Source organism: Pseudomonas sp. SMSB3, from assembly GCF_052041965.1.
In the GTDB taxonomy this organism is placed as follows: domain Bacteria; phylum Pseudomonadota; class Gammaproteobacteria; order Pseudomonadales; family Pseudomonadaceae; genus Aquipseudomonas.
Window position 1 is genome coordinate 171,352 of sequence record NZ_JBKGGV010000005.1, and the last position, 26,426, is coordinate 197,777.

The window sequence follows — 26,426 nt, forward strand, 5'->3', positions numbered from 1 at the left end:
CAGGTTAATCACCGTATGAATGCTCTAGCCCGCCGCGCCGCTGGCCTGTTGCTCAGCACGCTCTGCCTGCCACTGGCAGCTTTCGCCGCCGATGTGCAACCCACTCACGAATTCATCCTCGACAACGGCCTCAAGGTGGTGGTGCGCGAAGACCATCGTGCGCCGGTAGTGGTGTCGCAGATCTGGTACAAGGTCGGCTCCAGCTACGAAACCCCAGGCCAGACCGGTTTGTCCCATGCCCTGGAACACATGATGTTCAAGGGCAGCGCCAAGATCGGCCCAGGCGAAGCGTCGCGCATCCTGCGCGACCTTGGCGCGGAAGAAAACGCCTTCACCAGCGACGACTACACCGCCTACTATCAAGTGCTGGCCCGTGACCGCCTGCCGGTGGCACTGGAGCTTGAAGCCGATCGCCTGGGCAGCCTGCGCCTGCCGGCCGACGAATTCGCCCGCGAGATCGAGGTGATCAAGGAAGAACGCCGCCTGCGCACCGATGACCAGCCGACGTCCAAGGCCTTCGAGCTGTTCCGCGCCATGGCTTATCCAGCCAGCGGCTATCACACCCCGACCATCGGCTGGATGGCCGATCTCGAGCGCATGAAGGTCGAGGAACTGCGCCACTGGTACGAGTCCTGGTACGCACCGAACAACGCGACGCTGGTGGTGGTCGGCGATGTCACCGCCGATGAAGTCAAGCATCTGGCCCAGAAGTACTTCGGCAACATTCCCAAGCGTAGCGTGCCGCCCGCCAAGCTACCGCTGGAGCTTGCCGAACCCGGCCAACGCCAGCTCACGCTGCATGTGCGCACACAGCTGCCAAGCTTGATCTACGGCTTCAACGTGCCAGGCCTGGCCACGGCCAAGGACCCACGCACTGCACATGCCCTGCGCCTGATATCGGCCCTGCTCGACGGTGGCTACAGCGCCCGCATGCCGGCACGCCTGGAGCGTGGCCAGGAATTGGTGGCCGGGGCATCGTCGAGCTACAACGCCTTCACCCGCGGCGACAGCTTGTTCCTGATTTCAGCCACGCCCAATGTGCAGCAGCACAAGACCTTGGCCGACGTCGAGAAAGGCGTCTGGCAATTGCTCGATGAGCTCAAGAGCACCCCGCCCAGCACCGAAGAACTCGAGCGCGTGCGCGCCCAGGTCATCGCCGGCCTGGTCTACGACCGCGATTCGATCAGCAGCCAGGCCACCACCATTGGCCAGCTGGAAACCGTCGGTCTGTCCTGGAAGCTGATCGACAGCGAACTGGACGAACTCAAGCAGGTCACCGCGCAGGATGTGCAGAACGCCGCCAAGACCTATTTCACCCGCGAACGCCTGAGCGTTGCCCATGTACTGCCCGAGGAGTCCGCCGATGAGTGATCGCAGCGCACCACGTCACAGCCTGCTCGGCGCCGGCATTCTGGGCCTGGCTGTCGCCCTGACCGCCGTGCTGCCACAGCTGGCGCACGCCGAGGCCGAAAGCAGTGCCGCCCGCCCGGCCAACACCTTGCAGTCGCTGGCAGAGCTCGACGGCAAGGCGCCCAGCCGGCGCACGCTGAACATCCAGAACTGGACCACTGCCGAAGGCGCACGGGTGCTCTTCGTCGAAGCCCGCGAACTGCCGATGTTCGACCTGCGCGTGACGTTCGCCGCCGGCAGCAGTCAGGATGGCAAGACGCCGGGCGTGGCCACCTTGACCAACGCCATGCTCAACGAAGGCGTCACCGGCAAGGACGTCACTGCCATTGCCGAAGGTTTCGAAGGCCTGGGCGCCGATTTTGGCAACGGTTCGTACCGCGACATGGCGGTCACCTCGCTGCGCAGCCTCAGCGCCAAGGACAAACGCGAGCCGGCGCTCAAGCTGTTCGCCGAAGTCACCGGGAAACCGACATTCCCGCAGGATGCGCTCAAACGCATCAAGAACCAGATCCTGGCGGGCTTCGAATACGAAAAGCAGAACCCTGCAAAGATCGCGGGCAAGGCCTTGTACGCCAAGCTCTACGGCAACCACTCCTATGCCCAGCCGAGCGATGGCACCCCTGAAAGCATCCCGGGCATCACCGTCGAGCACCTGCGCGCCTTCCATGCCAAGGCGTATACCGCGGGTAACGCGGTGATCGCGCTGGTGGGCGACCTGGGCCGAGACGAAGCCGAAGCCATCGCAGCCCAGGTATCCGCCGCGCTGCCCAAGGGGCCAGCGCTGGCCGCACCGGCGCAACCGGTTGAGCCCAAGGCCGGCAGCACGCACATCGACTTCCCGAGCAACCAGACCCACCTGATGCTCGCCGAGCTCGGTATCGATCGCCAGGACCCGGACTGGCCGGCACTGTCGCTGGGTAACCAGATCCTCGGTGGCGGCGCCTTCGGCACCCGGTTGATGAGCGAGGTGCGCGAAAAGCGTGGCCTGACTTATGGCGTCTACTCGTCATTCAGCCCGATGCAGGTCCGTGGTCCGTTCATGATCAACCTGCAGACCCGTGCCGAGCTCAGCGAAGGCACGCTCAAACTGGTGCAGGGTATCCTTGCCGACTACCTCAAGGGTGGCCCGACCCAGCAGGAACTGGACGATGCCAAGCGCGAGCTGGCCGGCAGCTTCCCATTGTCCAATGCCAGCAACGCCAGCATCGTCGGACAACTGGGGGCGATCGGCTTCTACAATCTGCCGCTGACCTGGCTCGAAGACTTCATGCAGCAATCCCAGGCCCTGACCGTCGAGCAGGTCAAGGCGGCGATGAACAAGCATCTGGCGTCGGATAAACTGGTGATCGTTACCGTCGGCCCGAAAGTGCCGCAAAAGCCGTTGCCGGCGCCTACTGACAAACCGTCCGAGCAGCCGCTCGGCGTACCGGAGCATTAATGCCTAGATCCACCCCTCCCGCCCGCTCGGCGCAGGGCCAAAGCAAGGGCCAGGGTCACCTGCGCATCATCGCCGGCGAGTGGCGTAGTCGCCGCCTGGCTGTCCCCGATGGCGAAGGCCTGCGGCCCACCCCTGATCGCGTGCGCGAGACCGTGTTCAACTGGTTGGCGCCGTACATCGAGGGTGCGCATGTCCTCGATGCCTTCAGCGGCAGCGGCGCCCTGGTACTCGAAGCCCTGTCGCGCGGGGCTGAAGATGCGGTGGCGCTGGACAGCAACCCTGCGGCCATCGCCAACCTGAAGAACAACCTCGAGATCCTGCGCTGCCCTCGCGGGCAGATCCTGCAGACCGACGCCTTGCGCTACTTGAATGCCCCGGCCAAGCAACAGTTCGACCTGGTGTTCCTGGACCCGCCATTTCACCAGGACCTGCTGGCCAATGCCTGCAACCTGCTGGAGCAGAACCAGTGGCTGCGCGACCAGGCCTGGATCTACACCGAAAGCGAGGCGGCTCCTTCGACGTTGACCTTGCCAGGCAACTGGCGCCTGCACCGCGAGAAGAAAACCGGCCAGGTGCACTACGCCCTATGGCAACGGGGCTGACCGGTATCAACTAAGTACCCCGACCCACCCCTCGAGATGGTTGAAGCTGCTCCCTCCTCCCCTTAGGAGCGTTTCAGCCATGCTCGACGGCCCTGACCTACCTTCCTCCCTGCAACACTTCACGCTTGCCAATGGCCTGCGCGTATTCCTTCATGAAGACCACCGGGCGCCGCTGGTCAGCGTACAGCTGTGGTACCACGTCGGCTCCAGCTATGAGCCCGATGGCCATTCGGGCCTGTCCCACGCGCTCGAGCACTTGATGTTCGAGGGCAGCAGCAAGCTGGCACCCGGCGAATACGTGACGCTGATGACCCGCCTGGGTGGCGCACCCAATGCCTACACCGGCGAAGACGCCACGGTCTACCCCATCACGCTCACGGCCAGCCGCATGGAAGTGGCGCTCGAGGCCATGGCCGATGCGATGGCAAGCGCAACACTGGACGATGCGCCCTATGCGCGCGAACTGGCTGTGGTCATGGCAGAGCGCCGAGCGAACGTCGACAACTACCCGCTAGCCTTGGCGCTTGAACGCAACCTGATCCTGGCGCATGGCCAGAGCCGGTATGCAACGCCGGTGATCGGCCACCAGCAGGACTTGCAGCACATGACCGCTGCGGCGGCCCGTACCTGGTACCGAAGCTGGTATCACCCCAACAATGCCACCTTGGTGATTGCAGGCTCTACCGACCTGCAACGGCTGCGCACGCTGGTCGAGCGCCATTTTGCCGCCATTGCGGCCAACCGTTTGCCCGATCCACTGGGGCCGCTAAGGCCGACGGCACTTCCCCAGCGCACCGAGCGGCTGAGCATCGCCGGCCTGCGCGAAGGCGTGATCATGAGTTTCAACGTACCGAGCCTGGTCACCGCGAATGACCCGACCCAGGCGCACGCCCTGCAACTGATCCCTGAACTGCTCAGCGCAGGCACGGCATCGCGGCTGCGCCGCGCACTGATACAAGAACAACCCATCCTGCAAGCGCTCAGAGCCGACTACCAGCCTTACCTGCGAGGCGACAGCCTGCTGCGCATCTACGCCTTCAGCAATCCGGCTCACGCCAGCCCACAGCAGGCCGCGCAGCAGATCATGCAGCAGCTGGAACTGTTGCGCCAGGCGCCGCCCAGCAGCAGCGAAATCGAACGTGCCAAGGCCCGACTGCGCGCCAGCCGAGCCTTTGCGCGCGATGACATCGCCGAGCAGGCCGCCGCCGTTGGGCGCTTTGCCGCCTGCGGCCTCGACCCGCTGACGCTGGTTGACCAAGCCAAGGCCATCGAATCCGTCACCGGCCAGCAGCTACAACAGGCTGCCCATGACTATCTGCAGCAAAGCCGCCTCAGCACGACGTTGATGCACGATCAGGAGAGCAACCATGGCTGACACATCGACCCGCCCTTCCGGGCTGACTTCGCTGCAGGGGCTTGATCTGGACCTGCTGGAAAGCGCGCAGACCCAGGTTCACAGCTGGACCAACGCCTCGGGCACCGACGTGCGGTTCGTCGAGGCCAGCGGCCTGCCGATCGTCGATCTGGTGCTGCGCTTCGGCGCAGGCTTCGCGCAGGACACCGCCAAGTCCGGCCTGGCCGCCCTGACCCTGTACATGCTCGATGAAGGCACCGACGGCCGGAGCGCCGCTGAACAGGCCGAGCGCGTCGAAGGCCTGGGTGTGGTGCTGACAAAAAGCGTTCATATGGACTATTCCACCCTCAGCCTGCGCAGCCTGAGCGACCCGGCGCTGCTCGAGCCAGCGCTGGCACTGTTCGCCAGCATGCTGGCCAAGCCCGATTTTCCGGCCCCTGCCTTGGCTCGGCTCAAGCAACAGCTGCACACCCACAATCGCTCGCAGCAGGCCATCGCAGCGGTGGCCGGACGGATTGCCGCTTACCGCCAGCTGTTCGCCGAACACCCGTACGGCAATCTGCTGGGCAGTACGGCCGCAGGCATGGATGCCGTCACCGTTGAAGACCTTCGCGCCTTTCACCGCATCGCCTACAGCGCCAGCAACCTGCAGATCAGCCTGGTTGGCGACCTGGACCTGGAACGAGCACGCAGTCTCACAGACCAGCTCAGTCAAGCTTTGCCCCAAGGCTGGGCCGCTGCGCAGCCAACCGCGGCGGCCACAGCCGGGGCGGCGAAGATTCATGTCGAACGGCCAGGCGCCAGTACTGCGGTCTGCCTGGCGTTGCCTGTGGCGGTTCCCGCCGATGATCCCCAGTATCTGGCCCTGCGCTTGGCCAACCATGTGTTGAGTGCGGGCTTGCAATCGAGGTTGAACGCCGAACTGCGCAAGCGTCGGGGGCTGACCTACGGTGTGCATTCGAGCCTGTCGCCGCTACGGGCAGGCGGTGTGTTTCTCATCGAGTGGGATATCGCCTCAGCCTATGTAGAGGCAGCGCAGGAGCTGGTGCAGACGCTGCTCGCCGACTTCATCGACCAAGGCCCAACAGCGGCCGAACTGCAACTGGCGCGTCAACAACTCGCTGGGCAACTGCTGCGCAGCGTGGCCCGCAACAAAAGCCTGGCCGGGTTGCTGGCACAGCTGGCGCATCAACAGCAGCCTGCCGATTACCTCAACACGTTTACCGAGCGCCTGGCCAGCCTTACGCCGCAGGCCGTACGCGAGACCCTCCGACGCCGCCTCGACCTCGAAGGCCTGGTGAAGATCAGCGTAGGGCCAGCGGCGCCACAAGCGCCCTTGCCCACCCCGCCCACGACCGACCGATAGCGCAGACACAGCCGAGCGGTTTCATGGCACTCTAGGCCGGTACTTCATGAGTTGCCCAGCATGCCTAGCCTTCCTGTCAGCTTCCGCCCGGCCATCGGCCTCTCCAACCCGCACTTGCAGACGTTATGGGGGCCGCTGTGGCGCAAACTGCCGGCGCTGCCGCGCAAGCGGGAGCGCCTGTGGCTCGCCGATGGCGACTTTCTCGACCTCGACTGGCATGGCCCGCAGCGCATCGACGCGCCGCTGGTACTGGTGCTGCACGGGCTGACCGGTTCTTCGGATTCACCTTATGTCAAAGGTCTTCAGCAAGCCTTGCAGGCCGTTGATTGGGCTAGCGTGGCGGTGAACTGGCGGGGTTGCTCAGGCGAGCCGAACCTGCTGCCGCGCAGCTACCATTCCGGCTCCAGCGAAGACCTTGCCGAAGTGATCGCCCACGTTCGCGCCCGACGCCCCCTGGCCGCGCTATACGCCGTTGGCTATTCGCTAGGCGGTAACATACTTCTCAAGTACCTGGGCGAAAGCGCGGCGGCCAGTGAGCTGCAAGCGGCGGTAGCGGTGTCGGTGCCATTTCGCCTGGACCAGTGCGCCGACCGCATTGGCCGAGGTTTCTCCAAGGTCTATCAAGCGCATTTCATGCGGGAAATGACCGCTTATGTGCAGCTCAAGCAACGTCATTTCCAAGCGCATGGCCAGCATGAAGGGCTGGCGCAGTTGCAGCGTCTGGGGCCACTGGGCAACTTGAAGACGTTCTGGGACTTCGATGGCAAGGTCACTGCGCCGCTCAACGGCTTCGCCGATGTGCACGACTACTATCGCCGTGCCTCGAGCCGCTATTACCTTGGCCAGAATCGCACCCCGACGCTGATCATCCACGCCCATGATGATCCCTTCGTATGCACTCAGAGCCTGCCAACTGCCGACGAGCTGGCGCCGCAAACGCACCTGGAACTCCATGCGCAGGGGGGCCATGTAGGCTTCGTCGAGGGCAGCCTGCGCAACCCGCGGTATTACCTGGAGCGCAGAATTCCGCAGTGGCTGACCAACGGCCAATGAGCGCACGCCAAGTGCTGCCTCGACGCTCGGTTGTCGTTCAATCGCCCGTGGCGACAGCACGCTGGGGATCGTTGATCCACTCGCTCCAGGACCCGGCATACAAGGTACCCATCGGATAACCGGCCAAGGCCAGGGCAAACAGGTTATGGCATGCGGTGACCCCGGAACCGCAATAGGCGACCACCTGCTCAGGCGAGCGTCCGGCCAGTTGCTTGGCGAACCGTTGCTTGAGCGCCTGCGGCGACAGAAAGCGGCCTTCGTCATCGAGGTTTTCGCTGAATGCCGCACACTGCGCGCCAGGTATGTGACCGGCCACGGGATCGATGGGCTCCACCTCACCGCGAAAACGCGGCTGCGCCCGCGCATCGAGCAAGGTCAGCGTCGGATCCTTCAGGCGCTTGGCCAACTGTTCGGCATCGATCAGCAACTGCGGGTCGGCTTCACCGCTGAAGGCCCCTTCGCGCTTGGGTGGTGCATCCAGACTCAGCGGAAGATGCGCGGCATGCCAGGCTTTGAGGCCACCGTCGAGGATGGCGACATCGCTGCGTTTGCCCAACCAGGCCAGCAACCACCATGCCCGCGCGGCGAAAGCCCCCGGACCATCATCGTACAGCACCACCTGGCTGTCGTTATCCATGCCCCACTCACGCAGGCGCTCGACCAACCGCTGCGGATCCGGCAGTGGGTGGCGGCCGGTCTGGCCTTTGTGCACCGGGCCACTGAGGTCACGCTCCAGGTCGGCGAAGTGCGCCCCGGCAATATGCCCTTCGGCATAGCTGCGCTGGCCATAATCGACATCTTCCAAGGCAAACCGGCAGTCGAGGATCACCAGCTTGGGTGAACCCTGGCGCTCGGCCAACTGCTGCGGGGTGATCAATTGCGCAAGCGGCATGACAATCTCCTGATCGATGACACGATGACCCCGGTCACTGCTCCAGGGCCTGGTTGAACGAGACATGAAATTCTTCGCACAGGGCATCCACCGCGGCGCGCGCGGTAGGCGTGACGAAACCCGATTCCAGCACCAGCACCTGATAAACACCGCGCTTGAACGCTTCTTCACTCAAGTGCGCGGCATGTTCGCGGGTGGTGCTGAGAAAACGCACCCAGGCGGTGAGCACGATCCAGGCATTGATGGTCAGCGACTCCACCTGGGCAGCGTCCAGGCTCAGGATCCCGGCATCGACGAAGCCGCGATAGATCGCCTGCCCCTGCTGCAGGCAACGCCTGGAGAAGCGCCGATAGCGCGCCGCGAGGTCCGGGTCGCTGTCCAGCAGATGTTCGAGATCGCGGTGCAAGAAGCGGTAGTTCCACATCGCCGCGAGCAAGGCCTTGAGGTAGAAGCGCTTGTCCTGCACGGTAGCAGGCCGCCCCTGGGGCGGGCGCAGGAAGCTGTCCACCAGTTCTTCGTACTGGTTGAACAACTGGGCGATGATCGCCTGCTTGTTGGGGAAGTGGTAATACAGGTTGCCGGGCGAGATCTCCATATGCGCGGCAATATGGTTGGTACTGACGCTGCGCTCGCCCTGCAGGTTGAACAGCTCCAGGCTGTTCTGCACGATGCGCTCTCGGGTTTTGCTGCGCGGGGCCATGCTCGGCTTCCAGTCTGCGTTCTTTGCAATGACCTCATCTTACGGCGAATGCGCCCGCCGATGCACCTTCGGATGGCGATGCAAAACCCTCACCGTGCGCGCGCTTTGCGTATAGGCTCTAGGCATCGCAGCCCAGCCGGAAGCCCTGCCTTGACCTCGCCAATCACTCTGCCTGCCGTGAGCAGCGACACGTACCTTGAGACAACCTTCGCCGCCCAACGCCTGGCCTTCGCCAGCAACCCCATGCCGCCTGCGGCGCAGCGCCAGCAATGGCTGCACAGCCTGCGCGAGGCGCTGCTTGGCGATCAGCAGGCATTGATCGCCGCCGTCGACCAGGACTTTGCCGGGCGCAGTGCCGATGAAACGCTGCTGGCCGAGCTGCTGCCCTGCATGCAGGGCATTCGCCATGCCCAGCGTCATCTGCAGCGCTGGATGCGCCCCGCCAGACGCCGCGCAGGGCTGGCCTTCCAACCGGCCAGCGCCAAGGTGGTATACCAGCCACTGGGGGTGGTCGGGATCATGGTGCCGTGGAACTACCCGTTGTTTCTGGCCATCGGTCCGTTGACCTGCGCACTGGCCGCCGGCAACCGGGTCATGCTCAAACTCAGCGAAGCTGCCCCGGCCAGCGCCAAGGCGCTCAAGGCGCTGCTGCAACGGGTTTTCCCTGACGACCTGGTCAGCGTAGTCCTGGGCGAAGTCGAAGTGGGGCAGGCCTTCGCCCGTTTGCCTTTCGATCATCTGTTGTTTACCGGTGCCACCAGCGTGGGGCGTCAGGTGATGCAGGCAGCGGCGCACAATCTCACCCCGGTGACCCTCGAGCTGGGCGGCAAGTCGCCGGCCATCGTTTCGGCCAGCGTGCCCCTGGCCACTGCCGCCGAGCGTATCGCCTTCGGCAAGGCCCTCAACGCCGGCCAGACCTGCGTTGCACCTGATTACGTCCTGGTGCCCCAGGAGCGCCTGAACGAATTTGCCCATGAATACGGCAAAGCGATGCGCCGCCTGTACCCGCGCATCGCCGCCAATCCCGACTACAGTGCGATCATCAACGCACGGCAGCTGCAGCGCCTGCAGCACTTGCTCGACGACGCCCGCGGCAAAGGTGCGCAAGTGCTTGACCTGTATGCCCATGAGCCGCGCCAGGGTCGACGCCTACCACCGCACCTGCTGACCCACACTGACGACAGCATGCAGGTGATGCAGGATGAGATCTTCGGCCCCCTGTTGCCGCTGGTGCCCTACAGGAAGCTCGACGATGCCCTGGCCTACGTCAATCAGCGACCCCGCCCCCTTGCGCTCTATTATTTTGGCTATGACCGCGACGAGCAGCAGCACGTGTTGCAGCACAGCCACTCCGGAGGGGTATGCCTGAACGACACTTTGGTCCATGTGGCCCAGCATGATCTGCCGTTTGGCGGTGTCGGCCCCTCTGGAATGGGCCACTATCACGGACGCGAAGGGTTTCTGACCTTCAGCAAGGCCAAGGCGGTGCTGGCCAAACAGCGTTTCAACGCGGCGAAGTTGATCTACCCACCGTATGGCAAAGCCCTGCAACGCTTGGTCTACAAGCTGTTCATCCGTTGATGACAAGGAATCGCCCCTCTGTCTATAGTGCCATCGGCCGGCCGCATGACTTGGCCGGGCAGCAGTCGCTGCGCTACCATCCGACTCCCCAACGCACTCCAGCCAGGATGACGCGATGAACCGAGTGTTGTACCCGGGTACTTTCGACCCCATTACCAAAGGTCACGGCGACCTGGTCGAGCGCGCTTCGCGCCTGTTCGACCACGTGATCATCGCGGTGGCGGCCAGCCCGAAGAAAAACCCCCTGTTCCCGCTGGAACAACGGGTCGAGCTGGCCCGTGAGGTCACCCGGCACCTGCCCAATGTCGAGGTCATCGGCTTCTCGTCGCTGCTGGCGCATTTTGCCAAGGAGCAGGGCGCGAACGTGTTCCTGCGCGGCCTGCGCGCTGTGTCGGACTTCGAGTACGAATTCCAGCTGGCGAACATGAACCGGCAGTTGGCCCCAGACGTCGAAAGCCTGTTCCTCACACCGTCCGAGCGCTACTCGTTCATTTCCTCGACCCTGGTCCGTGAAATAGCGGCATTGGGCGGCGATATCAGCAAGTTCGTCCACCCGGCGGTGGCCGCGGCCTTGACCGAACGTTTCAAGAAGTGACCTCGCGCAGCTGAACGTCGCGCCCGCGTGCACTGCGGACGCGAATGCGGCACAATTGTGCCCACAGCGTTGAACATGCCTGGGCGCAGAGCCCTGGCCGGAGCCCCCATGTCCCTGATCATCACCGACGATTGCATCAACTGCGACGTCTGCGAACCCGAGTGCCCGAACGAGGCCATCTCCCAAGGCGAAGAGATCTACGTGATCGACCCGAACCTGTGCACCCAGTGCGTGGGTCATTACGACGAGCCGCAATGCCAGCAGGTGTGCCCGGTCGACTGCATCCCACTGGATGAAGCGCACCCGGAAACCGAAGAGCAACTGATGGCCAAGTACCGCCGGATCACTGGCAAAGCCTGAAGTCGCTCGGGCCAGCGCTGCCCAGCGGCAGCGCTACAGCCTGCTTCAGCGTTGGCAGCGCGGACAGAACACGCTTGCACGTTGGCCGAGCTTCACCTCGCGCAAGAGCGTGCCGCACACTTTGCAGGGCAGCCCGGCACGGCCGTAGGCGAATAATTCCTGCTGGAAATAGCCTGGCTGGCCATCACCACCGATGAAGTCGCGTAGGGTAGTGCCCCCGCGCTCGATCGCGGCTGCCAGCACGCGCTTGATCTCGACAGCAAGCTTCAGGTAACGCGCCCGCGAAATTCCCCCTGCCTCCCGACGAGGGTCGATGCCGGCTGCGAACAGCGCCTCGGTTGCGTAAATGTTGCCGACACCCACGACCACGGCGTTGTCCATGATGAACGGTTTGACTGCCATCGAACGGCCACGTGACTGCTGGAACAAGCGCTCGCCATCGAACAACTCGGTCAACGGCTCTGGGCCCAGGCGTAACAGCAACTCATGATTGAGCGGGTCGTGGCTCCAGAGCATGGCGCCAAAGCGCCGTGGATCGGTATAGCGCAGCACCAGGCCTGACTCCAACTCGATATCCACGTGCTCATGCTTGGCGGCGGGCAGGCCCATCTCGACCAGGCGCAGGTTGCCGGACATCCCCAGGTGGCTGATCAAGGTGCCGATCTCGGCGTTGATCAGCAGGTACTTGGCGCGTCGCTCGACGCTGACGATGCGCTGCCCGGATAGACGCACGTCGAGGTCTTCCGGGATCGGCCAGCGCAAGCGCCGGTCGCGCACCACCACCCGACTGACGCGCTGACCTTCGAGATGCGGGGCAATGCCGCGGCGGGTGGTTTCTACTTCAGGAAGTTCCGGCATCGATCAGTGCCCGCCCATCTCGCGAATATTCTGCTTGAGGTTATCGAAGTCGTACTCCGACAGACCGATGTAGTCCAGCACCATTGGCCCGACGGCCAGCCATTCGTGGTCAACGCTCTGGTTGCCCAGCACGCGGTAGGAGGCGCAGATATGTTCGGCCATTTTCAGCACCGCCAGGAGGTTCTTGAGCTGGCTTTGGGTGTTGCGTGAGGACTCCTCGCGGAAGATCGCCAAGGCGTTATGGTGATTGGCGATCGCGGCGCTGATGTGTTCCGGCAGGCGCCATGACTTGGCGGTGAAATAGCCCACCACCGAGTGATTGGTATTGAACGCGCGGTTCTCGGTGTCCACCACCCGGGTCTGCTCGTCTGCCTTGGCATAGGCCTCTTCCAGCACTTGCATGTACTCAGGAAAGCGCTTGAGCATCAGCGGCACACCGCAATCATGAAACAGCCCGAGCGTGTAGGCCTCATCGGCCGGCTGGATGCCGGTGCGCTTGGCCAGGGTCAGGCAGGTCATGGCCACGTCCTGCGCGGTGTCCCAGAAACGGTTGAGGGTGACGATGGTTTCGTCGCTCATCTCGCCCTTGATCGATTGGGCGTTGATCAGGTTGATGATCGAGCGACTGCCCAGCAGGTTCACCGCCCGCTGGATCGAACCGATCTTGTTGGACAGGCCGAAATGCGGCGAGTTGACCAGCTTGAGCAGGGCACCGGCCAGGCCCGGGTCCTGGGCGATCAGCTTGGCGATGGTTTCCAGGTCGGGGTCTGGCATGTACTGCTCGAACTGCAGGTCGACCATGATCTGCGGCTGCGGCGGAATGGTGATGCCCTGCAAGGCTTGCTGGATCTGTTCGGCGCTGAGTTCTTGGGACATGCGTACATACTCGTGAAGGACGGGGAATTCTAACGCTGTAGTCCGCCGGCATACCAATTGCTGGGATCAATGAGTGCAGTAGAAAATTCAGACAATTGGTGTCCAGCGTGACCGTGTTGCGGTCATGGCATGCAGCGTGGCCTGGGCCAACGCGTTATAATTCCGCTCTTTTTTCCCGGAGCGACTTCATGTCCCTGCCCAGCCTTCGCCTCAAAGCCAATGCCGACCGCCGCTTGCGCGCCGGCCACCTGTGGGTCTACAGCAACGAGGTCGACGTGGCCGCTACGCCGTTGCAGGGCTTGCAGGCCGGCCAGCAGGCAGTGCTCGAAGCTGCCAACGGCAAACCGCTGGGCATCGTCGCCCTGAGTCCGAACAACCTCATCTGTGCCCGCCTGCTGTCGCGCGACAGCAAGCTGGCGCTGGACAAGTCGCTGTTGGTACACCGCCTGAACGTCGCCCTGTCGCTGCGCCAGCGCCTGTTCGAGCAGCCGTGCTATCGCCTGGTCTATGGCGATTCCGACCTGCTGCCGGGGCTGGTGGTCGACCGTTTCTTCGACATCCTGGTGGTGCAACTGGCTTCGGCCACCATGGAAGCGCACAAGGATGAGGTAATCGCCGCCCTGGTGCAGGTGGTCAAACCCAGCGGCATTCTGTTCAAGAACGACTCCGCAGCGCGCGACGCCGAGGGCCTGCAGCGTTATGTGGAGACGGTCTATGGCGAGGTGCCGGACTGGGTCGCACTGGAAGAAAATGGCGTGAAGTTCGAAGCCCCGGTGCGTGAAGGTCAGAAAACCGGCTGGTTCTACGACCACCGCATGAATCGCGCGCGCCTGGCACCTTACGTCAAAGGTAAGCGCGTGCTCGACCTGTTCAGCTACATCGGTGGCTGGGGCGTGCAGGCTGGGGCGTTCGGCGCCAGTGAAGTCTTCTGCGTCGATGCCTCAGGCTTTGCCCTGGATGGCGTCGAGCGCAACGCCGCGCTCAACGGTATCGGTGAGAAGCTGACCTGTATCGAAGGCGACGTGTTCGAGGCCCTGCGCGAGCTCAAGGCCGCTGAAGAGCGCTTCGATGTGATCATTGCCGACCCACCCGCGTTCATCAAGCGCAAGAAAGACCTGAAAAACGGCGAAGGCGCCTACCGCCGCCTCAACGAACAGGCCATGCGCATGCTGAACAAGGATGGCATCCTGGTCAGCGCGTCGTGCTCGATGCACCTGCCCGAAGATGACTTGCACAACATCCTGCTGACCAGCGCACGCCACCTGGACCGCAACCTGCAATTGCTCGAACGCGGCGGCCAGGGCCCTGACCATCCGGTACACCCGGCCATTGCCGAAACCCGCTACATCAAGAGCATCACCTGCCGCCTGCTGCCCAACAGCTGACGCCTGCGGCTGGGGCGCCCTGCGCCCCGGCCGGTATCAGATGTCCAGTACCTGCGAGGCGATCCCGAAATACACCAGCACCCCCGCCGCATCGGCAATCGAGGTCACCAGCGGGCCACTGGCGGTGGCTGGGTCGAGCTTCAGGCGGGTGAACAAAAAAGGCAGGCTCATGCCGATGAGGCTGCCGATCAAGACGATCACCAGCATGCTGCTGGCCACGATCACGGCGATTTCAGGCCCACCACGCAGTGCCCCCAACGACGCCACCGCGAGGGCCATGGTGCCCCCGAGCGCCAGGGCCACCCCGCACTCGCGTCCCAGCATTCGCAGCCAGTCACGCATGACCACTTCGCCGGTCGCCAGCGCCCGCACCATCAACGTCGCGGATTGCGCGCCGGCATTGCCACCGCTGTCTACCAGCAGCGGCAGGAAGAACACCAGGACGATATGTGCAGCGATGGTTTCCTCGAAGGCGGCAATCCCTGCGCCGGAAAACAGGTTGCCGAACACCAACAGCACCAACCACAGGACGCGCTTGCGGTACAGCAGGCCAACAGTAGCCTGGCGCAGGTTGCCCACGTGATTGGTGATCGATGCGCCCTTGTGGAAGTCTTCGGTGGCTTCCTGCCGTTGCCGTTCCAGCGCCGCGCTGGTCTGTTCAGGCGTCAGGGTTTGTTTGCAGTGGGTGCAGGTTGTGCAGTCAGACAGCATGTGAGTCTCCAGGCGCCAACGCTGGCGCCCACGAGACTCGAACTGAAGCGTTCAGGCCGCCGCAGGCGCTGACGTCGACGCGTTCAGTGCCAATTTGCAGGTTCGCGATGAACTGAAACTGGGAAGGTCCATGGATGGGTTTTCTCGTCAAACCGCTCATGCGGCGCGGCGGATGATAGACAGCAGCGCGGATCAGGTCTGCCCCTTGAACGGCTTTTCGGAAGCCCCTTACAGCCAACCGGGAATTCGCCCCAAGGCACCGTCCAGACACATCTTCATTCCCTCACCGCCAGAGCGGTGTAGAATCGGCCTATTCATCGCCAGTCATCCCCGGCGGGTTTATGAGCTCTGGCCAAGCACGCGGCGATCCCGCGCGGTCTTCGGCCCCATCCGTGCCAGTGGCAACCGACCTGCGGCGCAGAGGACAAGAGAAGCTCACTCCCTTTTTGTGACCTGATTAAGCCGCCAGGAGTGTTTCATGCCTGATTATCGTTCCAAGACCTCCACCCAAGGCCGCAACATGGCCGGCGCGCGTGCCCTGTGGCGCGCCACCGGGATGAAGGACGAAGATTTCAAGAAACCGATCATCGCCATCGCCAACTCGTTCACCCAGTTCGTCCCGGGGCATGTGCACCTCAAGGACCTGGGCCAGCTGGTTGCCCGCGAGATCGAACGCGCCGGTGGCGTGGCCAAGGAATTCAACACCATCGCGGTCGACGATGGCATCGCGATGGGTCACGATGGCATGCTGTATTCGCTGCCCAGCCGCGAGATCATCGCCGACGCCGTCGAGTACATGGTCAACGCCCATTGCGCCGATGCCATCGTCTGTATCTCCAACTGCGACAAGATCACCCCTGGCATGCTGATGGCCGCCCTGCGCCTGAACATTCCGGTGATCTTCGTCTCTGGCGGGCCGATGGAAGCCGGCAAGACCAAATTGGCCAGCCACGGCCTGGACCTGGTCGACGCCATGGTCATTGCCGCTGACTCTACCGCCTCCGACGAGAAAGTCGCCGAGTACGAGCGCAGCGCATGCCCGACCTGCGGCTCGTGCTCCGGCATGTTCACCGCCAACTCGATGAATTGCCTGACCGAGGCGCTGGGCCTGGCCTTGCCGGGCAACGGCTCGACCCTGGCTACCCACGCCGACCGCGAGCAGCTGTTCCTCACTGCCGGTCGCACCATCGTCGAGCTGTGCAAACGCTACTACCAGGACAACGACGAGTCGGTGCTGCCGCGCAGCATCGCCAACTTCAAGGCGTTCGAAAACGCCATGATGCTCGACATCGCCATGGGCGGCTCGACCAACACCATCCTGCACCTGCTGGCTGCGGCCCAGGAAGGCGAGGTGGCCTTCGACCTGCGCGACATCGACCGGCTGTCGCGCAAAGTGCCGCAGCTGTGCAAGGTGGCGCCGAATATCCAGAAGTACCACATGGAGGATGTGCACCGCGCTGGCGGCATCTTCAGCATCCTCGGGTCGCTGGCTCGCGGCGGCTTGCTGCACACCGACCTGCCGACCGTGCACAGCCGCAGCATGGAAGAAGCCATCGCCAAGTGGGACATCACCCAGACCGACGACGAAGCCGTGCATACGTTCTTCAAGGCAGGCCCGGCCGGCATCCCGACGCAGACCGCGTTCAGCCAGTCGACCCGCTGGGAAACCCTCGACGACGACCGTGAAAACGGCTGCATCCGCAGCTTCGAGCACGCCTACTCGCAGGAAGGCGGCCTGGCCGTGCTGTACGGCAATATCGCCCTGGACGGTTGCGTGGTGAAAACCGCAGGTGTCGACGAGTCGATCCACGTGTTCGAAGGCACTGCGAAGATCTTCGAAAGCCAGGACAGCGCCGTACGCGGCATCCTCGCTGACGAAGTGAAGGCCGGCGACATCGTGATCATTCGTTACGAAGGTCCGAAAGGCGGGCCGGGCATGCAAGAGATGCTCTACCCGACCTCGTACCTGAAGTCCAAAGGCCTGGGCAAAGCCTGCGCCCTGCTTACCGACGGTCGCTTCTCGGGCGGCACCTCGGGTCTGTCGATCGGTCACGCCTCGCCGGAAGCTGCCGCTGGCGGCGCCATTGGCCTGGTGCGCGACGGCGACAAAGTGCTGATCGACATCCCCAACCGTTCGATCAACCTGCTGGTCAGCGATGAAGAACTGGCCCAGCGGCGCATCGAGCAGGACCAGAAAGGCTGGAAACCGGCTGAAGTGCGCCCGCGCAAAGTGACCACCGCGCTGAAAGCCTATGCCCTGTTGGCGACCAGCGCCGATAAAGGTGCGGTGCGTAACAAGGCGATGCTCGAAGGGCTGTGAGGCTCTCTTGAGCGTGTTGAACAGAAACCGGCGCCTTGAGCGCCGGTTTTTTTATGCCTGTCACATTCATGCCGAGCGGCACAGACCTGCGGCCTACTGAATCTGCTCGGGCGTCACGATCACCCAGTTCTTGTCTGCCGTCACCGGCAACCCTGCCCTGGCCTGGGCCGCTGCGTTCTTGGCGATCATGCCGTTCAGCTGATCCATGTACTTGGCCTTGCGGTTTATCCACAGGTGGATGCCGCCCTTGTTCACGTCCACGCCGTGAAACTGCATGTAGCCATCACTGGTTGGGGTATCGCCACCCACCAGCAGCGGTTTTTTCCATTCGTCGATATAGGTGAGGATGGCCGCCTGCTTGCCGGCCATCCAGGTTGCCGGGGTCCATAAATAGGGCGTCAGCTCCAGGTCTTGGTTGGCCTGGGCATCGTACTGTCCGGCGGCGATCTGCTTGCGCGCGGTGGTGAGTTGCCCGCTGGCGCGGTCCTTGAGCAGCAGACTGACGCCAATCACGTTCTGCGGCTTGACGTTGTAACCGTACTTGGGATCGGAAGCGACCATGCGTACCAGTTCTTCGGATGCTGCCGAAATCACGTAGACCTCGATGCCGTTCTCCATCAGCTTGTTGTACAACTCGGCCTGGCCAGTGAAGACCTTCGGCGGTTGCACCTCGATGGCCTTGACTTGATCGCCCTCGAAGTAGGTGCTGGGAATGGGCTTGCTGCTGGCCATCAAGGCATCGACCTGAACCTTCAGTTCCTTGAGGGTGAAGCCTGCGAACACCTGCGCTACCCAGGGGTAGCAGACCATGTCGTCGATTTCGCACAGGCGGTAGTAATAGCTGAACAGGCTTTCCTTGTGCTCGGCGGTGTCCTTGAAAGGGATCAGCTTGAGCGAGGGATCGAGCTTGTCGCGGGTAAGCAAGCCTTCGTTCTCCATGAACGGCAGCAGCGCCTCTTCAAGATCGTAGCGATAGCTGGTGTTGTCCATGTCGAACACCGCGTAGTTACCCTTGTGCGCATTGGCGGCAATCATGGCATCGAGCTGCCTGGCCGCATCGGCAGGCCAGTGCTTGAGTTCGGTGGCGAAGCTTGTGCTCGTAAACAACAGCGACAGCCCCAGCGCGAGAGCATTGCGCCTGACGTTCATGTGCGATTCTCCTGGGTTGACCCATCAACGCTAGTGCAACTTTGGCCGCTTGCGGTCGCTCACAACGACGTGGAAACAGTTGTAAACGACGTGTTCATTGCCAAAACCGACAACCTGTTATTCCATAAGCGACTAAGCAAATAACCTTTAGATATAAATTCGTTTGTTTTCAGGCTGTTAGCATTTCCGTTCGCAATCGCTCACAGAGGCGATGCCTCTTCTGCTTTTACCTGGAGCTTCAATGAATCTGCCGTTGTCTCTCAACCTGTTGGCATTTCTGGTCCTGCTGCTGGGCCTGGCGCGAACCCGCCACACCGACTGGAGCCTGGCCAAGAAGGTCCTGTTGGGGCTGGCCCTGGGCGTGGCCTTCGGTCTGGCCCTGCACAGCGTCTATGGCGCCGGCCATCCGGTGCTCAAGGCCACCATCGGCTGGCTCGACCTGGTCGGCAACGGCTACGTTGGTCTGTTGCAGATGATCGTCATGCCGCTGATCTTCGCCTCGATCCTCAGCGCCGTGGCGCGCTTGCACAATGCTTCGTCGCTGGGCCGGATCAGCGTCCTGAGCATCGGCACGTTGCTGCTGACCACCGCCATCGCCGCACTGATCGGCATCCTCCTCACCAACCTGTTCGGCCTGAGCGCCGAGGGCCTGGTGGCGGGCGCTCAGGAAAGCGCACGCATGCAGGTGATCCACAGTGATTACGCGGGCAAGGTCGCCGACCTCAATGTCCCGCAGTTGCTGCTCTCGTTCATCCCGAGCAACCCGGTTGGCGACCTTGCCAAAGCCAAGCCGACCTCGATCATCAGCGTGGTGATCTTCGCCGTCTTCGTCGGCCTCGCCGCGTTGCAGTTGATCAAGGACGACGCCGACAAGGGCGCGCGCGCGCTGTCGGCCATCGACACCTTGCAAGCCTGGGTCATGCGCCTGGTGCGGGTGGTAATGAAGCTCACGCCCTATGGCGTTCTGGCGTTGATGGCCAAGGTCGTGGCCAGCTCGAACCTGCAGGACATTCTCAAGCTCGGCAGCTTCGTGCTGGTGTCATATCTGGGCCTGGCGTTGATGTTCGTTGTGCACGGCTTGATCCTGGCCGGTACCGGCGTGAATCCGCTGCGCTTTCTGCGCAAGGTCTGGCCGGTGCTTACGTTTGCCTTCACCAGCCGGTCGAGCGCGGCCAGCATCCCGCTGAACATCGAGGCGCAAACCCGGCGCCTGGGCGTACCCCAGTCGATCGCCAGTTTCAGCGCATCCTTCGGCACTACCATCGGCCAGAATGGCTGCGCCGGCCTTTATCCGGCCATGTTGGCGGTGATGGTCGCGCCAGCGGTGGGCATCGATACCTTCGACCCGCTGTGGATCGCCACCTTGGTTGCGATCGTCACGCTGAGTTCGGCAGGTGTTGCCGGCGTGGGTGGGGGTGCGACCTTCGCCGCGCTGATCGTGCTACCGGCCATGGGTCTGCCGGTGGAACTGGTGGCGCTGCTGATTTCCGTGGAGCCGCTGATCGACATGGGCCGCACCGCGTTGAACGTCAATGGCTCGATGACCGCAGGCGTGGTCACCAGCCAGTTGCTCAAGGAAACCGACAAGCAGGTCATGGCCGAAGACGAGCATGCCGAGCTGAGCCGTACCTGACGGCAAAGGGGCTGCTAGGTAACTTGCAGCCCCTTTCACTCAGCGCTTGTCCCACACCTCGAAATGGTAGACGGGCTTGCCCTCTTCCGCTTGTGCCTGGCTCGCGCTCAAGGTCCACTGGCCTTTGTCGAACTCGGGAAACCAGGCATCGCCTGGCGGTGATGACTCCACCCGGGTCAGGTACATCCGGCTGACCAGCCCCTTCTGCAGCGCTTGCCCGTAGAGCTGCGCCCCACCGATCAGCATCAGCTCGCCGACGCCCTGCTCCAACGCCCACTGCTCGGCCCGCGCCACGGCAGCTTCCAAGGACGCGAACACCTCGGCGCCTGCCAGCTGCAGGCCCGGCTGGCGGCTGACGACCAGGTTCAACCGTCCGGGCAGGGGCCGGCCAAGCGAATCCCAGGTCTTGCGCCCCATGATGATCGGCTTGCCCAAGGTGGTGGCCTTGAAGTACTTGAAGTCCCCAGGCAAGTGCCAGGGCATGGAATTGTCGATGCCGATCACGCGGTTCTCGGCGTGAGCCGCGATCAGGCTGAGGGGAAGTGATGTATTCATAGCCGCGAGGATAGCACCGGGCGTCTGGGTTATGCTTCTGCACTGAACCACGTACTGGAAGACCCTGTGACTGCACTGACTGCACTGGACAAGCGCTGGCTCACCGAAGCGATACGCCTGCGCGAAGAACACGCGGGCCTGCTCGCCGATCAGGAGGCCAACCGCCACGCCCGCCAGCACGGCGGCGACCTGGCCGCGCGGATTCAGACGCGCGCACTGTTTCTTGCCGAACGCGACGGCACCACTGGTGCCCTGCGCCATTGGCAGCAAGGCGCTCGTCTGGCATTGCTGGTGTTGTTGCTGCTGGCCCTTGGCAGCGGCGCGGGGCTTGCGTTCGCCGCCCTGGGCGATGGCCTGCGCCCGGTCAATGTGTTCTGGGCGTTGGGCAGTTTGTTGGGGCTGAACCTGCTGATGCTGCTCGGCTGGGCCGTCGGGTTTGCCCTGAGTGGCGAGCACGGCGCCATCCTCGGGCGCCTGTGGTTGTGGTTGAGCGAGCGTCTGGCCCGCGATGCCAAGGCCGCGCATCTGGCGCCTGCCCTGCTGGTGTTGTTGCAGCGCGAGCGCCTGAGCCGCTGGCTGCTCGGCCTGCTGGTGCACAGCCTGTGGCTGCTGGCGATGGCCGCGGCGCTGGCAATGCTGGTGGCCTTGCTGGCTACGCGCCGTTACGGCTTTGTGTGGGAGACGACCCTGCTCGCCGCCGAGCCGTTCATCACCCTCACCCAAGGGCTGGGCGCATTGCCTGCGCTGCTGGGTTTCGCCGTGCCTGACGAGGCGATGATCCGCGCCAGCGGCGACACGCTGACGGCTGTGGATAACGCTCGGCAAGCCTGGGCCAGTTGGTTGCTGGGCATAGTGCTGGTGTATGGCGTACTGCCGCGCCTGCTGCTGGCGGCACTGTGCCTGTGGCGCTGGCGCCAGGGTCGGGCGCGCCTGAGCCTGGACCTCAGCCTGCCGGGTTATGCGCAACTACGCGATGCCTTGATGCCCCGCAGCGAACGGATTGGCGTGCACGACGCCGCTCCCGATGCGCTGCCGCACTTTTGCGCTGATCAGCACGCACCCAGCAGCAGCGGTGCGCTGTTGGTAGGCCTGGAACTGGATGACCAGCGCCCTTGGCCACCTGCCTTGCCTGCAGGCGTGGCCGATGCCGGGATCCTCGACAGCCGCGAATCTCGCAACAAACTGCTCGAACAGCTCGGCCGCTTCGCCCCCGCCCGCCTGGCCATCGCCTGCGACCCGCAGCGCTCGCCTGACCGTGGCAGCCTGGCGCTGCTTGCGGAGCTTGCACGCAATGCCGGCGCCACCCGCATCTGGCTGCTCCAGGCAGATACGCGCCAGACCCTGGATGCCGAGCGCCTAGGGGACTGGCATGCGGCACTTGATCGCCTGGGTCTGGTCCACGTCGATACCCTGCCTCTGAACTGGTTGGAGCATGGCCATGACTGAGCCGCTGAAACTGGCCGTGGTTGGCCACACCAACGTCGGCAAGACTTCACTGCTGCGCACGCTGACGCGCGATGTCGGCTTTGGCGAGGTATCGCACCGCCCCAGCACCACCCGTCACGTCGAAGGGGCACGGCTATCGGTCGACGGCCAAGCGTTGCTCGAACTGTACGACACGCCCGGTCTGGAAGACGCCATCGCCTTGCTCGATCATCTCGAGCGCCTCGAGCGCCCTGGCGAACGCCTGGACGGGCCAGCGCGCCTCGAGCGTTTCCTGCAGGGCAGCGAGGCTCGCCAGCGCTTCGAGCAGGAAGCCAAGGTGCTGCGCCAGCTGCTTGCCAGCGACGCCGGCCTGTACGTCATCGATGCCCGCGAGCCGGTGCTGGCCAAATACCGTGACGAGTTGGAAGTGCTGGCCAGCTGCGGTAAACCCTTGCTGCCGGTGCTCAACTTCGTCGCCAGCGACCAGCACCGCGAGCCGCAGTGGCGTGAAGCCCTTGCTCGGCTTGGCCTGCACGCCCTGGTGCGGTTCGACAGCGTGGCCCCTCCCGAAGATGGTGAGCGACGCCTGTATGAAAGCCTCGCGCTGCTGTTGGAGGATGCACGCCCCGCTCTGCAGCGGTTGATCGACGATCAGCAAGCGCAGCGCCTGGCGCGCCAGCACAGCGGCAAGCGCCTGATCGCCGAATTGCTGCTCGACTGCGCCGCTTGCCGCCGTAGTGTGGCAACCGAGCCAGCGGCGCAGGCAGCGGCCATCGAAGCGCTGCGCCAGCAAATACGCCAGCGCGAGCAGCGCTGTGTCGAAGCTTTGCTCAAGCTGTATGCGTTCCGCCGTGAAGATGCCAATGCCGATGAGCTACCGCTGTTGGACGGCCGCTGGGGCGATGACCTGTTCAACCCTGAAACCCTGAAGTTGCTGGGCGTGCGGCTGGGCAGCGGGGTGGCGGCAGGCGCCGCGGCAGGCGCCAGTGTCGATCTGCTGGTCGGTGGACTGACAATGGGCGCAGCCGCCTTGGCCGGGGCGATTGCCGGTGGGGCACTGCAGACCGCGCGCAACTATGGTTCGCGGCTGATGGGCAAATTCAAAGGTCAGCGTGAGCTGACCGTAGACGATCCGGTGTTGCGCCTGCTGGCACTGCGCCAGCAACGGCTGATGGCGGCACTGGACAACCGCGGGCATGCGGCCCAGGAACGCATCCGCCTGGACGCGCTGGACGAAAAGGCCTGGCGCGAGGGCAAGCTACCGGAAGCCCTGCACAAGGCGCGTGCACATCCACAGTGGTCCACGCTCAACCCAGGGGCAAAGCTCAATCAGGCTGAGCGCCAAGCGCAGCTCGAGGCGCTGGTTGCACAGATCTGATCCAGCAACCGCCGGGGGTGGCCTTATTTGCGCAGAAGACGCAAGCCGTTGAATACCACCAAGAGGCTTACACCCATGTCGGCGAACACAGCCATCCACATGGTAGCCATGCCAGCGAAGGTAATTGCCAGGAAAATCGCCTTGATGCCCAGCGCCAACACGATGTTCTGCGTCAGGATCGTTGCGCTTTGCCGCGACAGCCTGACGAAGGCCGGAATCTTGCGCAGGTCGTCATCCATCAGTGCCACATCGGCAGTCTCGATGGCGGTGTCGGTACCGGCTGCCGCCATGGCAAAGCCAATCTCAGCGCGGGCCAGAGCGGGCGCATCGTTGATGCCATCGCCCACCATGCCGACACGGTGACCTGCGCCGTAGAGCTGTTCGATGCGTTGCAGCTTGTCGGCCGGCAGCAGGTTGCCCTCGGCGCGGTCGATGCCAACTTGCTCGGCAATCGCCTGGGCAGTATGCGGATTGTCCCCGGTCAGCATGACGGTCTTGATCCCCAGCGCGTGCAGCTCGGCGATGGCTTGACGACTGCTGTCCTTGACCGTGTCAGCCACCGCGAACACAGCCAGCGGCCCACCCTGGTCAAGCAGCAGGACCACGGACTTGCCTTGACGCTCCAAGGTCTCGAGCTGCGCTTCGAGTGCCGGGGAGCACAAACCTAGCTCTTCCACCAGGCGGTGGTTGCCCAGGTGGTAGGTCTGCCCGGCAATTTCGCCACGCACGCCACGGCCGGCCAAGGCGACAAAGTCACTCACCTCACTCAACGGCAAGCGCTGCGCCTTGGCCAGCTGGGCAATAGCGCCCGAAACCGGGTGGTCGGAGCGCTCGGCCAGGCTTGCCGCCAGCGCTTGGGCATGCCCCTCGAACGCCGGATCGAGCACCTTCATGTCGGTTTGCACGGGTTTGCCGTGGGTCAGCGTGCCGGTCTTGTCCAACGCCAGATAATCCAGTTTGCGCCCACCCTCCAGGTACACACCGCCCTTGATCAGAATGCCCTTGCGCGCGGCCGCCGCCAGGCCGCTGACGATGGTTACCGGCGTAGAGATCACCAGCGCGCAGGGGCACGCCACCACCAGCAGCACCAAGGCGCGATAGACCCAGTCGAACCAGGCGCCCGCCATGAACAGCGGCGGCAGCACCGCTACTGCCAGGGCGACGAGGAATACCGCCGGGGTATAGATGCGCGAGAAACGGTCGACGAAGCGTTGAGTTGGCGCTCGCGCGCCCTGGGCGTCTTCGACTGCCTTGATGATGCGTGCCAGGGTCGACTGACCGGCGGCGGCCGTGACGCGATAGTGCAACGCGCCGGCCTGGTTGATGGTGCCGGCGAACAGCTTGTCACCAATGCTCTTTTCCACAGGCAAGCTTTCGCCAGTGATCGGCGCCTGGTCAACGCTGGACTGCCCTTGCACCACGTCGCCATCCAGCCCGATGCGTTCGCCCGGGCGCACCCGCACCAAGGCACCCAGCGCCACCGCGCCGACCGCCACCTCCTGCCACGTGCCATCGGCCTGCTGCACGGTGGCCATGTCCGGCGCCAGTCGCATCAGCCCGCCAATGGCATTGCGCGCCCGGTCCAGCGAGCGCGCCTCGATCAGCTCGGCCACGGTGAACAGCACCATGACCATGGCCGCCTCGGGCCATTGGCCGATCAGCACCGCACCGGTGACGGCGATGCTCATCAGCGCGTTGATGTTGAGATTGAGGTTTTTCAGGGCGATCCAGCCCTTTTTGTAGGTGCCCAAACCGCAGCCGATGATTGCCAGCAACGCCAGCAGGGCGACCAGCCATTCAGGGCCTAATGCGGCGAAATGGACTATCTCGGCGGCGAGGGCGGCCACACCCGACAGCGCCAGTGGCCACCAGCGGCGCGGCGGCGCAGCTGCCGGGGTCGAGGCCGCATCGGCGCCGTCGAGCGGTTCGGCGTGCATGCCGAGGCTGGCGATCGCCCGCTCGATATCGCCCGTATCGGCCAGGGTGTGATGCACGCCAAGCACGCGATTGAGCAGGTTGAATTCCAGCTGCTCGATACCCGCCAGCTTGCCGAGCTTGTCCTGAATCAGGCTTTGCTCGGTAGGGCAGTCCATGGCGTCGATGCGGAAACGGCTGAGCCGGGCGTGAGCGCTGGTCTGCTCGCGCAGTTGCACGGTAGCAGGGGCCGGCGCAGCGCTGCAGCAGCGATGGGCGTGATGGTCATGCGTGTGGTCATGGCTGACAGGCGAGTTCATGGGACATCCTTAAGGTGAGCCTGTTGCCAAGTGAACACCCTGTAGCCACTATAGGGTCAAGCCATGTTGTGGAGATGCCGTGATGAAGATCGGAGAATTGGCCAAAGCGACTGATTGCGCCGTGGAAACCATTCGCTACTACGAGCGCGAGCAGTTGCTGCCGGCGCCCGCGCGCACCGAGGGCAATTATCGACAGTACACCCAGGCCCACGTCGAGCGCCTGACCTTCATTCGCAACTGCCGCACCCTCGACATGACCCTGGACGAAATCCGCAGCCTGCTGCGCCTGCGCGACAGCCCCGAGGGCGCATGCGGCAGCGTCAATGCGCTGATCGATGAGCATATCGAGCACGTTCAAGCGAGGATCGACGGGCTGGTGGCCTTGCAGGCGCAACTGGTGGAATTGCGCAGGCGCTGCAACGCCCAGGGAAACGAATGCGCGATCTTGCAGCAACTGGAAACCAACGGTGCAGTATCGATGCCCGACGTGGAACACTCCCATGTCGGCAGGAGTCATGGGCATTGAGGCGAGCCCGCAGAGGCTCACCTCC

23 protein-coding genes are annotated in these 26,426 nt (G+C 63.8%); 15 read left to right on the forward strand and 8 right to left on the reverse strand.

Features of this window, described 5'->3' with window-relative positions; translation table 11 throughout:
* Positions 1-15 precede the first annotated feature (15 nt).
* The 6 genes from ACLEJW_RS11135 (at position 16) to ACLEJW_RS11160 (ending at position 7,223) form a co-directional block, all read left to right on the forward strand.
* Positions 16-1,371, forward strand: a complete 1,356-nt coding sequence (locus ACLEJW_RS11135; RefSeq protein ID WP_313297852.1) for a M16 family metallopeptidase — start codon at positions 16-18, stop codon at positions 1,369-1,371.
* Positions 1,364-2,848: a M16 family metallopeptidase gene (locus ACLEJW_RS11140; RefSeq protein WP_440777544.1), complete on the forward strand. Its 1,485-nt coding sequence runs from the start codon at positions 1,364-1,366 to the stop codon at positions 2,846-2,848. The genes ACLEJW_RS11135 and ACLEJW_RS11140 overlap by 8 nt, the downstream gene beginning before the upstream one ends.
* Entirely contained in the window at positions 2,848-3,450 is a 603-nt protein-coding gene (rsmD, locus tag ACLEJW_RS11145) for a 16S rRNA (guanine(966)-N(2))-methyltransferase RsmD (protein ID WP_145191222.1), read from the forward strand. Before ACLEJW_RS11140 ends, rsmD begins: the two co-directional genes overlap by 1 nt.
* A gap of 79 nt (positions 3,451-3,529) precedes the next feature.
* Positions 3,530-4,825 (forward strand): M16 family metallopeptidase, encoded by a 1,296-nt coding sequence (locus tag ACLEJW_RS11150; RefSeq protein ID WP_440777545.1) that lies wholly within the window; start codon positions 3,530-3,532, stop codon positions 4,823-4,825.
* Entirely contained in the window at positions 4,818-6,170 is a 1,353-nt protein-coding gene (locus ACLEJW_RS11155; RefSeq protein ID WP_440777546.1) for a M16 family metallopeptidase, read from the forward strand. Before ACLEJW_RS11150 ends, ACLEJW_RS11155 begins: the two co-directional genes overlap by 8 nt.
* A 60-nt stretch (positions 6,171-6,230) precedes the next feature.
* The gene (locus ACLEJW_RS11160; protein ID WP_313297838.1) at positions 6,231-7,223 is read left to right on the forward strand and encodes a hydrolase; all 993 of its coding nucleotides are present in this window, start codon (positions 6,231-6,233) and stop codon (positions 7,221-7,223) included.
* A 37-nt stretch (positions 7,224-7,260) separates the two neighbouring features.
* Here the strand turns inward: ACLEJW_RS11160 and ACLEJW_RS11165 are convergent, their stop codons facing one another.
* The gene (locus ACLEJW_RS11165; RefSeq protein ID WP_145191211.1) at positions 7,261-8,115 is read right to left on the reverse strand and encodes a sulfurtransferase; all 855 of its coding nucleotides are present in this window, start codon (positions 8,113-8,115) and stop codon (positions 7,261-7,263) included.
* A gap of 34 nt (positions 8,116-8,149) precedes the next feature.
* Positions 8,150-8,815 (reverse strand): TetR/AcrR family transcriptional regulator, encoded by a 666-nt coding sequence (locus tag ACLEJW_RS11170; RefSeq protein ID WP_145191208.1) that lies wholly within the window; start codon positions 8,813-8,815, stop codon positions 8,150-8,152.
* 150 nt (positions 8,816-8,965) lie between these two features.
* Here ACLEJW_RS11170 and ACLEJW_RS11175 point away from each other — a divergent pair, with 150 nt between their 5' ends.
* The 3 genes from ACLEJW_RS11175 to ACLEJW_RS11185 all read left to right on the forward strand — a co-directional run bounded on the left by ACLEJW_RS11175 (position 8,966) and on the right by ACLEJW_RS11185 (position 11,351).
* Positions 8,966-10,396, forward strand: a complete 1,431-nt coding sequence (locus ACLEJW_RS11175) for a coniferyl aldehyde dehydrogenase (RefSeq protein ID WP_313297830.1) — start codon at positions 8,966-8,968, stop codon at positions 10,394-10,396.
* A gap of 115 nt (positions 10,397-10,511) precedes the next feature.
* Positions 10,512-10,991: a pantetheine-phosphate adenylyltransferase gene (coaD, locus tag ACLEJW_RS11180; RefSeq protein ID WP_145191204.1), complete on the forward strand. Its 480-nt coding sequence runs from the start codon at positions 10,512-10,514 to the stop codon at positions 10,989-10,991.
* A 108-nt stretch (positions 10,992-11,099) separates the two neighbouring features.
* Complete coding sequence (locus ACLEJW_RS11185) at positions 11,100-11,351, forward strand: YfhL family 4Fe-4S dicluster ferredoxin (protein WP_009683359.1); 252 nt, start codon at positions 11,100-11,102, stop codon at positions 11,349-11,351.
* A gap of 45 nt (positions 11,352-11,396) precedes the next feature.
* Here the strand turns inward: ACLEJW_RS11185 and mutM are convergent, their stop codons facing one another.
* Positions 11,397-12,209, reverse strand: a complete 813-nt coding sequence (mutM, locus tag ACLEJW_RS11190) for a bifunctional DNA-formamidopyrimidine glycosylase/DNA-(apurinic or apyrimidinic site) lyase (protein ID WP_145191201.1) — start codon at positions 12,207-12,209, stop codon at positions 11,397-11,399.
* Between the two features lie 3 nt (positions 12,210-12,212).
* On the reverse strand, positions 12,213-13,031 hold the full coding sequence (locus ACLEJW_RS11195) for an HDOD domain-containing protein (protein WP_178108366.1): 819 nt from the start codon (positions 13,029-13,031) through the stop codon (positions 12,213-12,215).
* Positions 13,032-13,273: 242 nt separating this feature from the next.
* Between ACLEJW_RS11195 and ACLEJW_RS11200 the strand changes: the two genes are divergently transcribed.
* Positions 13,274-14,470, forward strand: coding sequence for a class I SAM-dependent rRNA methyltransferase (locus ACLEJW_RS11200; protein WP_145191195.1), 1,197 nt, complete (start codon positions 13,274-13,276; stop codon positions 14,468-14,470).
* Positions 14,471-14,506: 36 nt separating this feature from the next.
* Here the strand turns inward: ACLEJW_RS11200 and ACLEJW_RS11205 are convergent, their stop codons facing one another.
* Positions 14,507-15,181 (reverse strand): magnesium transporter, encoded by a 675-nt coding sequence (locus ACLEJW_RS11205; RefSeq protein WP_256675107.1) that lies wholly within the window; start codon positions 15,179-15,181, stop codon positions 14,507-14,509.
* A gap of 478 nt (positions 15,182-15,659) precedes the next feature.
* Here ACLEJW_RS11205 and ilvD point away from each other — a divergent pair, with 478 nt between their 5' ends.
* Positions 15,660-17,501 carry a dihydroxy-acid dehydratase gene (gene ilvD, locus ACLEJW_RS11210; RefSeq protein ID WP_145191192.1) on the forward strand — a complete coding sequence of 614 codons (1,842 nt, stop codon included), beginning with the start codon at positions 15,660-15,662 and terminating at the stop codon, positions 17,499-17,501.
* Positions 17,502-17,594: 93 nt separating this feature from the next.
* Here ilvD and ACLEJW_RS11215 read toward each other — a convergent pair whose 3' ends face one another.
* The gene (locus ACLEJW_RS11215; RefSeq protein ID WP_313458078.1) at positions 17,595-18,650 is read right to left on the reverse strand and encodes a haloacid dehalogenase-like hydrolase; all 1,056 of its coding nucleotides are present in this window, start codon (positions 18,648-18,650) and stop codon (positions 17,595-17,597) included.
* A 241-nt stretch (positions 18,651-18,891) separates the two neighbouring features.
* Here ACLEJW_RS11215 and ACLEJW_RS11220 point away from each other — a divergent pair, with 241 nt between their 5' ends.
* Positions 18,892-20,283 (forward strand): L-cystine transporter, encoded by a 1,392-nt coding sequence (locus tag ACLEJW_RS11220; RefSeq protein WP_145191186.1) that lies wholly within the window; start codon positions 18,892-18,894, stop codon positions 20,281-20,283.
* Positions 20,284-20,322: 39 nt separating this feature from the next.
* Here ACLEJW_RS11220 and ACLEJW_RS11225 read toward each other — a convergent pair whose 3' ends face one another.
* A complete protein-coding gene (locus tag ACLEJW_RS11225) occupies positions 20,323-20,838 on the reverse strand; it encodes a dihydrofolate reductase (RefSeq protein ID WP_145191183.1) in 516 nt (171 codons plus the stop codon).
* Positions 20,839-20,892: 54 nt separating this feature from the next.
* Here ACLEJW_RS11225 and ACLEJW_RS11230 point away from each other — a divergent pair, with 54 nt between their 5' ends.
* Positions 20,893-22,284, forward strand: coding sequence for a DUF2868 domain-containing protein (locus ACLEJW_RS11230; RefSeq protein ID WP_313458212.1), 1,392 nt, complete (start codon positions 20,893-20,895; stop codon positions 22,282-22,284).
* On the forward strand, positions 22,277-23,641 hold the full coding sequence (locus ACLEJW_RS11235; RefSeq protein ID WP_313297811.1) for a GTPase/DUF3482 domain-containing protein: 1,365 nt from the start codon (positions 22,277-22,279) through the stop codon (positions 23,639-23,641). Before ACLEJW_RS11230 ends, ACLEJW_RS11235 begins: the two co-directional genes overlap by 8 nt.
* A gap of 23 nt (positions 23,642-23,664) precedes the next feature.
* On the opposite strand, the gene ACLEJW_RS11240 is transcribed toward ACLEJW_RS11235, so the two are convergent.
* On the reverse strand, positions 23,665-25,875 hold the full coding sequence (locus ACLEJW_RS11240; RefSeq protein WP_313458085.1) for a heavy metal translocating P-type ATPase: 2,211 nt from the start codon (positions 25,873-25,875) through the stop codon (positions 23,665-23,667).
* A gap of 82 nt (positions 25,876-25,957) precedes the next feature.
* Between ACLEJW_RS11240 and cadR the strand changes: the two genes are divergently transcribed.
* Positions 25,958-26,401, forward strand: coding sequence for a Cd(II)/Pb(II)-responsive transcriptional regulator (gene cadR / locus ACLEJW_RS11245; protein WP_313297805.1), 444 nt, complete (start codon positions 25,958-25,960; stop codon positions 26,399-26,401).
* The last annotated feature ends 25 nt before the right edge of the window (positions 26,402-26,426 follow it).

Bases quoted from the DNA above. Each gene is read 5' to 3' on its own strand.
- ACLEJW_RS11160 (WP_313297838.1), top strand. From the start codon at position 6,231: ATGCCTAGCCTTCCTGTCAGCTTCCGCCCGGCCATCGGCCTCTCCAAC.
- cadR (WP_313297805.1), top strand. From the start codon at position 25,958: ATGAAGATCGGAGAATTGGCCAAAGCGACTGATTGCGCCGTGGAAACC.
- ACLEJW_RS11165 (WP_145191211.1), bottom strand. From the start codon at position 8,115: ATGCCGCTTGCGCAATTGATCACCCCGCAGCAGTTGGCCGAGCGCCAG.
- ACLEJW_RS11240 (WP_313458085.1), bottom strand. From the start codon at position 25,875: ATGAACTCGCCTGTCAGCCATGACCACACGCATGACCATCACGCCCAT.
- ACLEJW_RS11155 (WP_440777546.1), top strand. From the start codon at position 4,818: ATGGCTGACACATCGACCCGCCCTTCCGGGCTGACTTCGCTGCAGGGG.
- ACLEJW_RS11135 (WP_313297852.1), top strand. From the start codon at position 16: ATGAATGCTCTAGCCCGCCGCGCCGCTGGCCTGTTGCTCAGCACGCTC.
- rsmD (WP_145191222.1), top strand. From the start codon at position 2,848: ATGCCTAGATCCACCCCTCCCGCCCGCTCGGCGCAGGGCCAAAGCAAG.
- ACLEJW_RS11220 (WP_145191186.1), top strand. From the start codon at position 18,892: ATGAATCTGCCGTTGTCTCTCAACCTGTTGGCATTTCTGGTCCTGCTG.
- ACLEJW_RS11235 (WP_313297811.1), top strand. From the start codon at position 22,277: ATGACTGAGCCGCTGAAACTGGCCGTGGTTGGCCACACCAACGTCGGC.
- coaD (WP_145191204.1), top strand. From the start codon at position 10,512: ATGAACCGAGTGTTGTACCCGGGTACTTTCGACCCCATTACCAAAGGT.
- ilvD (WP_145191192.1), top strand. From the start codon at position 15,660: ATGCCTGATTATCGTTCCAAGACCTCCACCCAAGGCCGCAACATGGCC.
- ACLEJW_RS11170 (WP_145191208.1), bottom strand. From the start codon at position 8,815: ATGGCCCCGCGCAGCAAAACCCGAGAGCGCATCGTGCAGAACAGCCTG.
- mutM (WP_145191201.1), bottom strand. From the start codon at position 12,209: ATGCCGGAACTTCCTGAAGTAGAAACCACCCGCCGCGGCATTGCCCCG.
- ACLEJW_RS11140 (WP_440777544.1), top strand. From the start codon at position 1,364: ATGAGTGATCGCAGCGCACCACGTCACAGCCTGCTCGGCGCCGGCATT.
- ACLEJW_RS11215 (WP_313458078.1), bottom strand. From the start codon at position 18,650: ATGAACGTCAGGCGCAATGCTCTCGCGCTGGGGCTGTCGCTGTTGTTT.
- ACLEJW_RS11225 (WP_145191183.1), bottom strand. From the start codon at position 20,838: ATGAATACATCACTTCCCCTCAGCCTGATCGCGGCTCACGCCGAGAAC.
- ACLEJW_RS11185 (WP_009683359.1), top strand. From the start codon at position 11,100: ATGTCCCTGATCATCACCGACGATTGCATCAACTGCGACGTCTGCGAA.
- ACLEJW_RS11200 (WP_145191195.1), top strand. From the start codon at position 13,274: ATGTCCCTGCCCAGCCTTCGCCTCAAAGCCAATGCCGACCGCCGCTTG.
- ACLEJW_RS11150 (WP_440777545.1), top strand. From the start codon at position 3,530: ATGCTCGACGGCCCTGACCTACCTTCCTCCCTGCAACACTTCACGCTT.
- ACLEJW_RS11205 (WP_256675107.1), bottom strand. From the start codon at position 15,181: ATGCTGTCTGACTGCACAACCTGCACCCACTGCAAACAAACCCTGACG.